The organism is Pollutimonas thiosulfatoxidans, assembly GCF_004022565.1.
In the GTDB taxonomy this organism is placed as follows: Bacteria; Pseudomonadota; Gammaproteobacteria; order Burkholderiales; family Burkholderiaceae_B; genus Pusillimonas_D; species Pusillimonas_D thiosulfatoxidans.
The window spans coordinates 1,878,408-1,892,301 of sequence record NZ_CP022987.1 but is presented as its reverse complement, the minus strand read 5'-3'; the positions used below and the strand labels follow the sequence as shown (position 1 = coordinate 1,892,301).

Annotated in this window: 15 protein-coding genes and 1 tRNA gene; 13 read left to right on the top strand and 3 right to left on the bottom strand. The window is 59.3% G+C overall.

Translation table 11 applies throughout. The features are described 5' to 3' along the window. Positions 1-15 precede the first annotated feature (15 nt). The 7 genes from CKA81_RS09110 (at position 16) to CKA81_RS09080 (ending at position 7,366) form a co-directional block, all read left to right on the top strand. Positions 16-741, top strand: a complete 726-nt coding sequence (locus CKA81_RS09110; protein ID WP_128354976.1) for a GntR family transcriptional regulator — start codon at positions 16-18, stop codon at positions 739-741. Beyond that, complete coding sequence (locus tag CKA81_RS09105) at positions 741-2,033, top strand: malonyl-CoA decarboxylase domain-containing protein (RefSeq protein ID WP_128354975.1); 1,293 nt, start codon at positions 741-743, stop codon at positions 2,031-2,033. Before CKA81_RS09110 ends, CKA81_RS09105 begins: the two co-directional genes overlap by 1 nt. Further along, the gene (locus CKA81_RS09100) at positions 2,030-2,836 is read left to right on the top strand and encodes an enoyl-CoA hydratase/isomerase family protein (RefSeq protein ID WP_128354974.1); all 807 of its coding nucleotides are present in this window, start codon (positions 2,030-2,032) and stop codon (positions 2,834-2,836) included. The genes CKA81_RS09105 and CKA81_RS09100 overlap by 4 nt, the downstream gene beginning before the upstream one ends. 1 nt (position 2,837) lies before the next feature. Further along, complete coding sequence (locus CKA81_RS09095) at positions 2,838-4,370, top strand: malonate--CoA ligase (RefSeq protein WP_228255689.1); 1,533 nt, start codon at positions 2,838-2,840, stop codon at positions 4,368-4,370. 111 nt (positions 4,371-4,481) lie between these two features. Then, complete coding sequence (locus CKA81_RS09090; RefSeq protein WP_128354972.1) at positions 4,482-5,474, top strand: TRAP transporter substrate-binding protein; 993 nt, start codon at positions 4,482-4,484, stop codon at positions 5,472-5,474. 90 nt (positions 5,475-5,564) lie between these two features. Then, positions 5,565-6,053: a TRAP transporter small permease subunit gene (locus tag CKA81_RS09085; RefSeq protein ID WP_128354971.1), complete on the top strand. Its 489-nt coding sequence runs from the start codon at positions 5,565-5,567 to the stop codon at positions 6,051-6,053. Further along, complete coding sequence (locus CKA81_RS09080; RefSeq protein WP_128354970.1) at positions 6,050-7,366, top strand: TRAP transporter large permease; 1,317 nt, start codon at positions 6,050-6,052, stop codon at positions 7,364-7,366. Before CKA81_RS09085 ends, CKA81_RS09080 begins: the two co-directional genes overlap by 4 nt. Positions 7,367-7,385: 19 nt before the next feature. Here the strand turns inward: CKA81_RS09080 and CKA81_RS09075 are convergent, their stop codons facing one another. After that, on the bottom strand, positions 7,386-8,840 hold the full coding sequence (locus CKA81_RS09075; protein WP_128354969.1) for a phospholipase D-like domain-containing protein: 1,455 nt from the start codon (positions 8,838-8,840) through the stop codon (positions 7,386-7,388). 72 nt (positions 8,841-8,912) lie between these two features. Further along, positions 8,913-9,125 (bottom strand): hypothetical protein, encoded by a 213-nt coding sequence (locus tag CKA81_RS09070; RefSeq protein ID WP_128354968.1) that lies wholly within the window; start codon positions 9,123-9,125, stop codon positions 8,913-8,915. Positions 9,126-9,223: 98 nt separating this feature from the next. On the opposite strand from CKA81_RS09070, the gene CKA81_RS09065 reads away from it, so the two are divergent. Beyond that, positions 9,224-9,589: a YgiW/YdeI family stress tolerance OB fold protein gene (locus CKA81_RS09065; protein WP_128354967.1), complete on the top strand. Its 366-nt coding sequence runs from the start codon at positions 9,224-9,226 to the stop codon at positions 9,587-9,589. A 24-nt stretch (positions 9,590-9,613) separates the two neighbouring features. On the opposite strand, the gene CKA81_RS09060 is transcribed toward CKA81_RS09065, so the two are convergent. Continuing rightward, positions 9,614-9,689, bottom strand: a tRNA-His gene (locus CKA81_RS09060). A gap of 213 nt (positions 9,690-9,902) precedes the next feature. Between CKA81_RS09060 and CKA81_RS09055 the strand changes: the two genes are divergently transcribed. From CKA81_RS09055 to bamC, 5 genes are all read left to right on the top strand, one after another. Next, complete coding sequence (locus CKA81_RS09055) at positions 9,903-10,325, top strand: hypothetical protein (protein ID WP_128354966.1); 423 nt, start codon at positions 9,903-9,905, stop codon at positions 10,323-10,325. Between the two features lie 99 nt (positions 10,326-10,424). Then, positions 10,425-11,051: an L-threonylcarbamoyladenylate synthase gene (locus CKA81_RS09050; RefSeq protein WP_128354965.1), complete on the top strand. Its 627-nt coding sequence runs from the start codon at positions 10,425-10,427 to the stop codon at positions 11,049-11,051. A 70-nt stretch (positions 11,052-11,121) separates the two neighbouring features. Further along, complete coding sequence (locus CKA81_RS09045) at positions 11,122-11,772, top strand: site-2 protease family protein (RefSeq protein ID WP_128354964.1); 651 nt, start codon at positions 11,122-11,124, stop codon at positions 11,770-11,772. Positions 11,773-11,850: 78 nt separating this feature from the next. Beyond that, positions 11,851-12,756: a 4-hydroxy-tetrahydrodipicolinate synthase gene (gene dapA / locus CKA81_RS09040; RefSeq protein WP_128354963.1), complete on the top strand. Its 906-nt coding sequence runs from the start codon at positions 11,851-11,853 to the stop codon at positions 12,754-12,756. Beyond that, positions 12,757-13,890, top strand: a complete 1,134-nt coding sequence (gene bamC, locus CKA81_RS09035) for an outer membrane protein assembly factor BamC (RefSeq protein ID WP_128354962.1) — start codon at positions 12,757-12,759, stop codon at positions 13,888-13,890. The last annotated feature ends 4 nt before the right edge of the window (positions 13,891-13,894 follow it).

Genomic DNA, 13,894 nt, shown 5'->3' with positions numbered 1-13,894 from the left:
GCTGACGGAGTCGCAATGAGCAAGCGTATTGTCCAGCAGGTGCTATACCAAGAGGTGGCCGACCGACTGCGCGCGATGATACAGGCGCGCGAGCTGCAGGCGGGCGAATGGATAGACGAGGTCCGCCTTACGCAAAGCCTGGGCATCTCGCGCACGCCGTTACGCGAGGCCCTTAAGGTGCTGGTGGCCGAAGGCTTGTTGCGCCTGGAGCCTCGGCGGGGCTGCTTCGTCAACGAGCTCTCCATGCACGACATGGACCAGATCTTCCCGCTGATGGCGATGCTGGAAGGTCGTTGCGCCTACGAGGCGGCCAGCAAGGTCAGCGACCAGGACCTGCATCGCCTGCAGCCCCTGCATGATCGGCTGCAAGAGCATGCCTCGCTTGGCGATATCGATCAGTACTACGCCAGTAACGCCCTCATACACGAAGCGGTGCAAGAGCTGGCCGACAATCGCTGGCTATCGGACTTGATCGACAATCTTCGCAAGCTGCTCAGCCTGTCGCGACACAAAAGCCTGGCCTATCCGGGCCGCGTGGCCGAGTCCTGTGCCGAGCACCTGGCCATCTTCGCCGCGCTCAAGGCGCGCGATCCGGACGGCGCCGAAGCATTGACCCGCAAACATTTGATGCGTCAGCTTGACGCTTTGCATGCGCTTGCCCAGGAAGCCGGGCAGCCAGACGACCGCCCCGGTGCGCATGAGCCTGCGGCTGACGCCTTGCCCCATACAGGAGTCTATTAATGGCAACGACACACTCTCCGACTGCGGCCGACGCGACCCGCGAGGCGGAAAACCTCCCGGCCGACGGCGCCGAAACGCAAGGCCTGATGGCGCGCCTTGGCCGCTGGCTCGAGCGCGACCCCTGGCCCAGCGCACAAGAGGTGCTATCGCTATTTACTGCCCGCTTGACCGACGTGGCGGCCAATCGCCTGGCCAAGCAATGGAGCCAACGTTATCTTGCCGCCGATGGTAAAGAGCGGCGTACATTTCTGGCCGGGCTGGCGCATGCCAGCGCCACCCTGGAGCCGCGTGGCGAGCTGGGCCTGCATGTCTTCCGCCGTCTCTATGCGCAAGCCGATAACTTGCGCCTGCTGGTCGAGTTGCGCGCCGACATGCTGCGCTGGCGTAACCAGGTCGCCGGCCTGTCGGTCATGGAGCGCGAGCTGGAAGGACTTTTATCCAACTGGTTCGACGTCGGCATGCTGGAACTGCGGCCCATCAATTGGGACTCGCCCGCTTCACTGCTCGAAAAGCTCATCCAGTATGAAGCCGTGCACGAGATCCGCTCGTGGGAGGAGCTGCGTCACCGTGTTGCGGCGCACCGACGCTGCTACGCCTTCTTTCATCCTCGCATGAACGACGAGCCGCTGATCTTCGTTGAGGTCGCCTTCTCGGCACAAATGGTTGGCAACGTTCAAACACTGCTGGACCCTCATGTCCCGGACGGCGACCCCAGCAAGGCGCGCTGGGCCATTTTTTATTCCATTTCGAATACCCAGCCGGGTTTGCGCGGCATCAGCTTTGGCAACTTCCTGCTCAAGCGGGTCATCGACGAATTGCTGCGCGAGCTGCCGCGGCTCAAGTCTTTCGCTACCTTGTCCCCCATGCCGGGCTTTGTGGCTTGGTTAAGCAAACAGGATGGCAAGGCCTTGCAGTCCGTCCTGCCCGACAAGGCCGATCGACAAGCCTTGTTGGACGATCCGCAGGCCGGCCAGAAATGGGTGGAGCGGCTGCAGGCTGCTGCAGCCGGGCAGGACGCCGATTCAGTCCAGCGCACTGGCCTGCGCCTGGCGACGCACTACCTGAAATCCATGAAGAACGGCCAGCCGCTTGATCCGGTCGCACGCTTTCATCTGGGTAACGGTGCTCGCATTGAACGGCTGAACTGGGCGGCCGACTGCTCGGCCAAGGGTATGGCGCAATCCTGCGGGTTGATGGCCAACTATCTGTACGAACTGGACCAGCTTGATGACAATCTGGCTCAGTTGGCGGCCGGCAAACCTAAAACGGGACTGAACTTGCGATGGCTATGAACGACAACCGCGACGCTGCCGCCACAGGCCGCGTGCTTTGCGAGCGTCAAGGCGCGATCGCCTGGGTCACGCTAAGCCATCCGGGTCGCCTGAACGCAATCACCGTGGCGATGTGGGGCCAGCTTGCCGAAATTTTCGGCGGTTTGTCCGCTGACATGGATCTGCGCTGCGTGGTGCTCCGCGGCGAAGGCGGCAACTTTGCAGCCGGGGCGGATATCCGCGAATTTCCGCAAGAGCGTGGGAAGCTGGCCAGCGTCATGCACTATCACATGCAAGTTATTGCGCCGGCGCTTGCAGCCGTCGCAGCTTGCCCGCATCCCGTCCTGGCTCAGATCGAGGGGGTATGCGTAGGCGGCGGACTCGAGATCGCAAGCCAGTGTGACTTGCGTATTGCGGGCCAGTCGGCGCGCCTGGGCGTGCCGATCAACCAACTTGGTTTTCCCATGGCGCCGGAAGAGATGCGCGGGCTGCTGGCGCTTGCCGGTCGCGCGACCACGCTGGAGATCTTGCTGGAGGGACGGATCTTTAATGCATCCCAGGCCCTCGCCAAGGGCTTGCTGACCCGAGTGTTGCCCGACGCTGACCTGGCACAAGATGTCATGCGGACTGCCGGGCGGCTGGCGCAAGGTGCGCCACTTGCCGCGCGTCTGAACAAACAGACGATTAACCGTTTGAGTGTTCAACCCGAACCGCTGACGCATGATGAATTGCAGTCGCTATTCAGCTATGCACAAAGTCGCGATCACCAAGAAGGTGTACGCGCATTTCTGGCGGGTGAGCCGCCCGTCTTTTCTGGAGAATGACTTGGAAGGCAACGCCAATTTGTATGCTCTGCTTGCTTCCGGCTTTCCTGCCGACCGCTCGCAGATCGCCATCGAGACCCCCGACCAGAATTACAGCTGGAACGACATTGAACAAATGAGCGCCAGGCTGGCGAATCTGTTGCTTGCGCTCGATCTGCCGTCGGGTGCGCGCGTGGCGGTGCAGGTGGAAAAGTCTCCGACAGCGCTGATGCTTTATCTGGCCACGGTGCGTGCGGGTCTGGTCTATTTGCCATTGAACACGGCCTATAAGGCCGCGGAGGTCGAGTACTTCCTGACTGACGCCGAACCTTCCGTCGTGGTGTGCGATAGTCGCAACCTGGAATGGATCACGCAGCTGGCCGACAAGACCGGCACCGCACATGTCTACACGCTGGATGACGACGGCAGCGGCAGCCTGGCGGTGGCCGCCGCCAGCCAGGGCGACCAGTTCGAGTCCGTGCCGCGGCAAACCGATGATCTGGCTGCCATTTTGTACACCTCCGGCACGACGGGGCGCAGCAAGGGCGCCATGCTGACCCACGGCAACCTGTCATCCAATGCACAGGTATTGCACCGTTACTGGGGGTGGCGTGCGGACGATGTGCTGCTGCACATGCTGCCGATCTTTCATGTGCACGGCTTGTTCGTCGCCTCGCACGGCGCCTTGCTGGCCGGCGCCAGGATGATATGGCTGCCCAAGCTGAATATAGACCAGGCCATCCACTACTTGCCGCTAAGCACCATCATGATGGGCGTGCCCACTTATTACGTCCGGCTGCTGGCAGATCAGCGCTTCAATCGTGAGGTCTGTCGCAACATCCGCTTATTCATCTCCGGGTCCGCGCCGCTGCTCAAGGAAACCTTCAATGCTTTTGTCGAGCGTAGCGGCCACACTATCCTGGAGCGCTATGGCATGAGCGAAACCATCATGCTTACCTCCAATCCGTATGATCCGGCCGTCGGCCAACGGATTGGCGGTACGGTCGGCCAGGCATTGCCCGGCGTATCTGTGCGGGTGGTGGATGATGCCGCTGCACCGCTGGCGCCGGGCCAGGTGGGCAATGTGCAGGTGCGCGGGCCCAACGTCTTCAAGGGCTACTGGCGCATGCCGGAAAAAACACGTGAGGAGTTCACCCAGGACGGCTGGTTCCGCACGGGCGACGTGGGGCAGTGGGGCGGCGATGGTGTCCCCGATAACTACTTGACCATCGTTGGCCGCAGCAAGGATTTGATCATCTCTGGTGGCTATAACGTCTATCCCAAAGAGATAGAGTTGGTCATCGACGAGATGCCGGGGGTGGACGAGTCGGCCGTAATCGGCGTGCCGCATCCCGAATTTGGCGAGGCCGTAGTGGCGGTGGTGGTGCCGCGCGCCGGACACACAATAGATATCAAGTCACTCGAGGCGGCGCTGAAATCCCGGCTCGCCAATTTCAAGATACCCAAGCGCATCCATGTGGTGGATCAACTGGTGCGCAATACCATGGGCAAGGTGCAAAAGAACGTGCTGCGCGAGCAGTACAAAGACCTTTAACGACTACGACGGCACAGGAGGCATACGACAACACCGTCGACCACAGCAGTTCAGGCAGCAAGGCAACTCCACATAGCAAGCAATCCTTACAAATAAATCCAGGAGACAACTATGAAAAGCCTATTTAGCATCGTAGCGGTAGCTGCGGTATTGGCCACGGCAGCACCCGTATCGGCGCAGACCACGCTGCGCGCTTCTCATCAATTCCCGGGCGGGCAAGGCGATCCGCGCGACGAGATGGTGCAGATCATTGCCCGCGAAGTTGAAGCGGCCAACGTCGGTTTGAAGATACAGGTGTTCCCGTCGTCGTCGCTGTATAAAGCCAACGAGCAGTGGGGCGCCATTACGCGGGGCCAGCTCGATATGTCGGCCTTTCCGCTGGACTACGCTTCCGGACGCGTGCCGCAGTTTTCCGCCACGCTCATGCCGGGGCTGGTGCGCAACTATGATCATGCGCAACGCCTTAACCAGTCCGACTTCATGAAGGACATCAAGGCGCTGGTCGAAGAAAGCGGGGCTGTGGTCATTGCCGATGCATGGCTGGCGGGCGGCTTTGCGTCCAAGCAAACTTGCATCACCAGCCCCGACACTATCAAGGGCCAGGTGATACGCGCAGCGGGTCCGGCCTTCGAGCAAATGCTTGCGGCAGCCGGCGCCTCTATCTCTTCCATGCCATCATCCGAGATCTACACCGCCATGCAGACTGGCGTGCTGGATGCCACCAATACGTCGAACGACAGCTTTGTGTCGTACCGGATCTACGAGCAGGTCAAGTGCCTGACGGCGCCCGGCGAGAACGCGTTGTGGTTCATGTACGAGCCGGTAATCATGTCCAAGAAGGTGTACGACGGACTCAAGCCCGAGCAGCAAAAGGCCATACTCGACGCGGCCAAGAAGGCCGAAGACTACTTCACGGCAGAGTCGCGTAAGGGTGAGCAGAAGATGGTCGACACCTTCACCAAGGCTGGTGTCCAGGTTGTCACCATGAGCGAAGCCGATTTCAATGCCTGGATGGATGTGGCCAAATCGTCGTCCTACAAGAACTTTGCCGAAAAAGTCAAAGGCGGTGATGAGTTGCTCAAGAAGGCGCTGGCCGTCAAGTAGTCGTAGCGGCTTCGGCCGAAAGTTACCTGGGCAGCTTGGTAGCTGCCCAGGTAATGCGTCGGGGGCGCAACCCCATAACAAAGGATTCCTATGATTCGACGATACATCAGCATGGTCGAGACGCTGTCGCGCGCCTGCGGCGTCCTTTCGGCGCTGCTGCTGACCTTTTCCATGGTCGTAGTTTGCCAGATGATCTTGATGCGCTATGTGTTTCGTGCCGCCACCATCTGGCAGACTGAAGCGGTCGTCTTCAGTGCGACTGCCGCTATTTTTTTGGGCGCTCCTTATGTATTGCTCAAGGGCGGCCACGTGGGCGTGGATGTCGTCAAGCTCTTGGCGCGGCCGCGCACTCAGATAAGGCTGGGCATTATCGGATCCGTCATGGGGTTGCTGTTTTGCCTGATTATGGTTGTTGGCACCGGCATACATCTTTACGAGGCGTTGGAGGGCGGCTGGACGACCCCCAGCGTGGCGGCGGTGCCCTTATGGATGCCATTGACGCCCATGCTGGCCGGTTTCATATTGCTATGCCTGCAGTACATCGCTGAAATCATCAAACTGGCAGGAGAGCCATCATGACACCGACCATGGCTGGTATTGCGCTTGTCGTAGGCCTTTGCGTGCTGCTGGCAACCGGCATGCCGATCGCGTTTGCCCTGGGCCTGGCGGCTCTGACGGGGTTGTTGCTCGATATGGGACTGGACGTCATCTACGTTACTGCCGAAACCATGTTTGCCGGCATTGCCAACCTTGCGTATGTGGCGATTCCGATGTTCGTGCTGATGGGGGCCATAGTTGCGGGAACACCTGCTGGTGGTGATCTGTATCGATCGCTGGATCGATGGCTATACAAGGTGCCGGGCGGCTTGGTGCTGTCCAATATCGGAGCCTGCGCGATTTTTTCGGGCATGACCGGTTCTAGTCCGGCCACATGCGCGGCCATCGGCAAGATGGGCATACCCGAGATGCAAAAGCGCGGCTACCCCAACTCGGTGGCGACGGGTTCCATCGCAGCAGGGGGGACGCTTGGTATCTTGATTCCTCCATCGGTCACCATGATTGTGTATGGAATTTCCACCCAAACCTCGATAGGGCGCTTGTTTCTTGCCGGCGTGCTGCCCGGCCTGATGTTGACGGCGATGTTCATGGCGTGGGCCTTGATCGATGCGCGGCGCAAGGGCTTTCATTTCCGGGTCGAAGGGTTGCACTACAGCTGGAAGGAAAAGTTCGCTTCCTTGCCTCGTGTTCTCCCCTTGCTGCTCATCATCGCCGGGATGTTGTTCGTGCTGTACGGCGGCGTGGCAACACCTTCCGAGGCTGCGGGTGCCGGGGCCTTTCTGACATTGGTTGTCGTGATACTGGTGTACCGCTTGTATCGCATTCAACCTTTTATCGGCATATTTGGTTCAGCAATGCGCGAAAGCGTGATGATCATGATGATTATGGCGTCGGCCGAGCTTTTCGCTTTCGCTCTGTCGTCGCTCTACATCACCCAGTCGCTGGCCGGTGCAATTGCCGCCCTGGAGATCAATCGGTGGGCCTTGATGGGGCTTATTAATGTCTTCCTGTTGGTATCGGGCATGTTCCTGCCGCCGGTTGCCATTATCGTGATGTCGGCACCGCTGCTGTTTCCCATCATTACGCAGGCCGGGTTTGATCCCTATTGGTTCGCGGTGGTGTTGACCATCAACATGGAAATCGGCCTGATTACCCCGCCAGTCGGACTGAATTTGTTCGTTATCAACTCAATCGCACCCAATGTACCAACCAAGGAAATATTGTGGGGCGCCTTGCCTTACGTGCTGGTGATGTTGTTAGCCATACTGGTGTTGTGTGTATTCCCGGAAATCGTCACCTGGCTACCCGAAGTCGTGATGGGACCGGCGATATAAGCGGCCGTGCCCCTGCCGTTTACAGGTAGGGGCTGGCCAGCCAGATTATGCGGTTGCGCAGGCGCTTGCGAAACGGAATGGACGCCAGGCTTTCCAGGGTCACCATTTCGGACTGCTCGATCTCGGCATCGATCAGCGCCTCGATCTGGCCGGCCAGATCGCGACTGTAGACTTCCATGTCCAGCTCGAAGTTCAGGCGCAGGCTGCGCGGATCCAGATTGGAAGAGCCCACATACGACCACGCCCCATCGATGGTGATGAGTTTGGAGTGATTGAAGTTGCCGCCGGCCAGCCATACGCGACATCCGCTGCGTATGACCTGGTCCAGTTGTGCAGTCATGGCGTAACTGACCAGGCGCAGGTTGTTGCTACCGGGTATGACGATGTCTACGGTGATACCCCGGCGCGCTGCCGTATTGATGGCGCCCAGCAGGCTTTGATCAGGCAGGAAATACGGCGACTGTATGCGTATATGCTTTTGCGCTACGGCGAAGGCTCCCAGCAGCATGTTATGCGTGCCAACGATAAATCGGTCGGGGCCCGAACGCACACAGCGTGCCGGCACATGCGGCATTGGCGCCTCCCAGGTATCGCAGCACCAGATGTCGTAAGGCAGGGTTTCCTTGGTGGTGAATTCCCAGTCGTGCGCAAACACTGAAATCAGTTGCAACACCACAGGACCTATGACCATGAAATGGGTGTCAGCAGCAGTCGCTGCACCCGCCACCGCCGTGACAAAGCCCTCGCGTATGTTCATGCCACCGGTGAAGGCCGTGCAGCCATCGATCACCAGTATCTTGCGGTGGCTGCGCAGGTTGGCGTATGGCATGCGCAAACCCAGCGGGTTGGTCATGAATAGCGCGCATGGAATACCGCGCTTGCGCAGCAGCCGGATAACCGGCGGGCGCGAATACTTCGAACCGACGGCGTCTATCAGTACGCGCACCTGTACGCCTCGTTCGTGCGCACGTGACAAGGCGTCGACGATCTTGCGGCCTTCGCTGTCGTTGTCAAAAATATAGGATTGCAAGGCGATGGATCGCTTGGCCTTGTCGATGGCTTCGATCATGGCCGGGTAGGTTTCGTCTCCGCCCAGCAGCATCCGAATATGGTTGCCATCGCGCAGCGGAAAGCGGCTGATGCGGTCACCCAATACCCGCAACGAGGCGAACTGCGGCGCAGCGGCCACCGCAACGTCCACATCTGACGCCTCATGCGTAGGGGCATAGTCTTTCAGGCTTTTATTGCGCTGCTCGGAGATGTGGTCCTGACGAATGCGGTTGATGCCGGCCACCAGATAGATCATGGGACCGAGCAGCGGCGACATCATGATGACCCCTACCCAGCCTATGGCGGCGCGCACATCGTTTTTGGTCATGGCGGCATGGGTGGCGGCCGTCCCGCCGATGGCCAGACTCAATACGAAGGCAAGATGCGGCCAGTACTCAGAAACGAGATATTGCAGGGATTCCATATTCAGCGCCATAAGGTCGTTGTGCCGGAAGGTGTGAGCTAAGTATATAGAGTAGCGGGTGTTCGGGCATCTCTAGCCGGGACGTTGTCTAAGCGTGTCGTGCCACGCCGCATTCGGTTGGCCCTGTCCCGCATACTGCTGTGCACGTGAAGGGGCGCGCCAGACACCGCCACCTATGCCCAGTTGTGGGGCCACGGCATACCAGAACCAGCGGCCGTCTTCGTCCTGCGCGGCCCAGTCCCAGCCGGCGGGCGCGTCGGACCAGTTCAAGATGAAGTCAGCCACAGCGGCCTCTGACCCAGGTCATGTAGGTAGCACAGCCCGGCCAGACGGGTCTGTTAATTGCTGCAGGCGTTACCCCAGCATTTATTCCAGGAGATTCTATGCGCATAGGTTTTAATGTGCGGCTTTTAATGGTGCCAGCCACGGTGGCGGCATTATTTGCCTTGCCTGCACTCGCGCAGTATACGGGGCCATCCACCATAAACGAAGGCAGTGTCGCGGCAATATTGGCCGACCCGCAAGACGATCAGGCCGTGCAGTTGCAAGGGCATCTGTTGCGTCGGACGTCGCACGATCAGTATATTTTTTCGGACGGTAGTGGCGAGATCGTTGCCGAGATCGACGACAAGCGTTTTCCTGCTCAAGCAGTCAGCGAGAAAACCAAGGTAGAGATTATCGGTGAGGTCGATACCGGTTTGACGCGGCCTCCCGAGATAGAAGTGGATTCTATTCGGGTTATTCAGTAAGGCGGAGGGCGTAAGCAGCCAATTTGGGGTGACCGACGGGGCTCGAACCCGCGACAACCGGAATCACAATCCGGGACTCTACCAACTGAGCTACGGTCACCATTGATGCAGCAAAGATCGACCAAAAAGTATAGCATCTTTCGGTCGCACTTTGCCTGCTCGAAGAGAACGGGATTCTAGCATATCCCGCGGGACCATCCTAAGGATGCATGCGTGGCCGCCGTGACGGTTTGAAACGTTTGCGGGTTCACCCGTACGGCCGTTTCCTCTACGATAAATGTTCAGCAATCTTTCAATGAAGGAGCTCGCTATCATGAAAACAGTGCACAAGACCATTTTGATAACCGCCTTGCTGGCCGCACCCTTTGCGGTGGCGCAGGCGCACGACGACGCTGCGGCACATCAATCATGGCTCGAACGCCAGAAGATCGATATTCAGCCCACCCTGGAAATCACTGAGACCGAGATTCCAGTCGGTTCATCGGCCACAACGACGTCTCCGGGCATGTCCAATCAGGGCTCATCCATGCCTTCGACGGGAGCAGGTAGCGGCGGCATGAACTCCGGTAGCTCGGGCTCGGGCAGCATGGGAACCGGCGGGATGAATTCCGGAGGGACGAATTCTGGAGGCATGAATTCCGGCGGCATGAACTCCGGCGGCATGGGTACCGGTGGTTCGGGCAGCGGCGGCATGGGCGGCGGTATGGGCACCGGCGCGGGGGGCGGCTCGCAATAACGCGTCCGGCAGTGGATGTTTACTTATGAGACGATACAGGCTGGCTTCATCTGTATCGTCTCACTGTAAACTTGACCACCTGAATGTTAGGATATGCGTATGGCCCAGTTTTTCGAAGTACATCCAGAAAACCCACAGCCACGCCTGCTCAAGCAGGCTGGTCAGCTATTAAACGATGGCGGCTTGCTCGCCATCCCCACCGATTCCAGCTATGCCGTAGTCGCCCGCCTGGACGACAAGACAGCCGCCGATGCGCTGCGCCGCTTGCGCGGCCTGGACGAGCGCCACCACCTTACCTTGCTGTGTCGCGACTTGGCCGAGATCGGCCACTTCGCACGCGTGGACAATCGCCAGTACCGTTTACTGAAGCTGGCGACGCCCGGTCCGTGGACTTTCATTCTTGAGGCGACCCGAGAGGTTCCGCGCCGCGTCTCACATCCATCGCGTAAGACGATAGGTATCCGCGTGCCCAAGCACAAGATTACCCTGGCATTGCTGGAAGCCGCAGGTTCTCCCCTGATGTCGACCACCCTGATCCCCGAGGGGGAAGACTTGCCCATGAACGACGCGCAGGCCATTTTCGACCGCTATGCCAACCAGTTGGCCGGCGTGATCGATGGTGGCGCATGTCCGTTCGAGTCCACCACCGTTATCGACCTCAGCGGCCCCACGCCGGAAATCGTGCGGCGCGGGCAGGGCGACCTGGCCACCCTCGGCCTGGATTAAACTTTTTGCCGCTCTGAATGCCTAACGTACAGGCCGCCGGTTTTACCGGGCGGCCTTTTCACGGAACCCCATGGAATCGCTGATACAGACCATTACCGTTTACGCCTTGCCTGTGCTCTTTGGCATTACCCTGCACGAGGCGGCGCACGGCTACGTGGCTCGCATGTTCGGCGATCCCACCGCGTGGCAGGCCGGCCGGATCAGCTTGAATCCCATCCGTCACGTCGACATGGTGGGAACCATCATCGTCCCGCTGGTCTTGTTATTCAGTACGAAGCTGATGGGCGGGGCAGGCCTGCTGTTCGGTTGGGCCAAGCCGGTGCCGGTCGATTGGAGCCGTCTGCGCAACCCCAAGCGCGACATGTTGTGGGTGGCGCTAGCGGGACCGGGCTCCAACCTGGTGATGGCCATCATCTGGACACTAAGCTTGCGCTTATTGGCCGGAACCGGGGCCGCGCCGGGCGACTTCTGGGTGCAAATGGCCATAGCAGGCATACAGGTCAATTTGATCCTGATGGCACTGAACATGGTGCCGCTGCCGCCCCTGGATGGCGGGCGCGTGGTGTTCAGCTTGCTGCCCAGCCGGATGGCCTGGCAGTACTCACGCATAGAGCCCTATGGCTTGCTGATCCTGATTATCCTGATGTTTACCGGGGTTTTGTGGATCGTGCTGGAACCTCTGCTGGCATTCGGGCAACTAATTGTCAATTGGTTCTTATAATATCGCGCGCTTATCCGGTAAACTTGCGAGTTAATTGCGGCTAGGCACGTTCACGATTACCAGGAGATGATTGCTACTATGGCAACAACCGCGGATACGACGACTCCAACCTTTCAGGGCAGCATGGTTGCGCTAATCACGCCCATGCATCCCGATGGCAGTCTGGACTACGACTCGTATCGAAAATTGATCGACTGGCATGTAGAGCAGGACACCGATGGCTTGGTCGTCGTGGGTACCTCCGGCGAATCGCCGACCGTGACAGTGGAAGAGCATGTCGAGCTGATCAGGGTGGCGGTCGAGCATGCGGCGGGGCGTTTGCCCGTCATCGCCGGTATCGGCGGCAACTCCACCTCGGAAGCCATCGAACTGTCGCGCCATGCCAAATCGGTGGGGGCGCAAGCAGGCTTGTCTGTGGTGCCGTATTACAACAAGCCCACCCAGGAAGGGCTGTATCAGCACTTTAAAACGATCGCTGAAGCGGTCGATCTGCCGGCCATCCTGTACAACGTACCCGGGCGCACTGTTGCCGACATGTCCAATGAGACCATCTTGCGGCTCGCGCAGGTAGACGGCATCGTCGGCATCAAGGATGCCACGGGCGATATCGGCAAGGGTGCCTTGCTTCTGCGCGATGCACCGGCTGATTTTCTGGTGTTCAGCGGCGACGATCCCACGGCCGTCGCACTGATGCTGCTGGGCGGTAAGGGCAATATCTCTGTCACCGCCAACGTGGCGCCGCGGCTGATGCACGAACTATGCATGGCGGCCATCAAGGGCGACGGCATACTGGCCCGGCAACTGAACGCCAAATTAGCTGCCTTGAACAAAGTGCTGTTTGTAGAATCCAACCCGATTCCCGTCAAGTGGGCCGTTGCTGAAATGGGTCTGACCAAACTGGGCTATCGCTTACCCTTAACCTCCTTGCACGAACAGCACCATGAGCTGGTGCGTAAATCGTTGAAAGACGTGGGCTCTATCTAAATGACAAATTCGCGTATTACCAAACGCTTTGCCGGCCTGACGGCTGGCCTGTGCGTACTGCTGCTTGCCGGTTGTTCGACCCTGAACCAAATGATGGGCAACGAAGAGGCGGTCGACTACAAAAGCACCGTTTCGGGCGATCCGCTAAGCATACCGCCCGACCTTACCCAGGCCAACAGCGAAGCGCATTACCGTGCCCCGGAAGGCACCGCCACATTCAGCCAGTATGCGCAGACTCAACAAGCAGAGCAGAGCCGCGGCGCCGCCGAGCGCATCTTGCCCCGGACCGAAGGGGTCGAGGTGATGCGCGATGGCGATGTGCGCTGGCTTTCAGTTGCCCGGCCTGCCGAAGACGTCTACCCGAAGATCATCGACTTCTGGGTCGATCAGGGCTTCACCATACAGTCGCAAGATCCACGCGCCGGCCTGATCGAAACTGATTGGGCAGAGAACCGCGCCAAGATTCCTGAAGGCTGGATCCGCAGTGCGCTGGGCTCCATCGTGGACACCGTCTTCGACAGCGGCGAACGCGAGCGTTTCCGCACTCGCGTCGAACGCGTCAACGGAAAAACCGAGGTCTATATCAGCCATCAACACATGGTCGAAACGCCCACGCAAGACGGCACCACCTTCAAATGGGTAGGCGGCAAGGAAGATCCCGGTCTTAACGCAGCAATGCTGGCGCGTTTGATGGTGTTCCTGGGCACGGACGTGCAGCGCGCACACGATATGGTGGCACAGGCCGAGAAAACCTCCGGCGAAGCTGAAATCATGCAAGTTACCGACGGTCAAGCGGCCATCACGCTGGGCGAGCCCTTCGACCGCGCATGGCGCCGCGTTGGCGTGGCGATCGACTCCGCCGGCTTCTCGGTCGAAGATCGCAACCGGTCGGCAGGCGATTACTTCATCCGGTATCTGGACAGCGATACGGGCGAAAAAATCGAACAGCAGAACTTCATTGGCCGCATGTTCGGATCAAAGAACACTGCCGAACCCACGCCATTCCGCATTCATGTGGCACAGCAGGGTAGCGGGTCGGTGGTTACCGTGTTGGACCAGAACGGACAAGTTCAGGATACCGATACGGCCAAGCGCATCATCAATGTGCTGTCTACGCACATGAAGGAAAAATAAACCG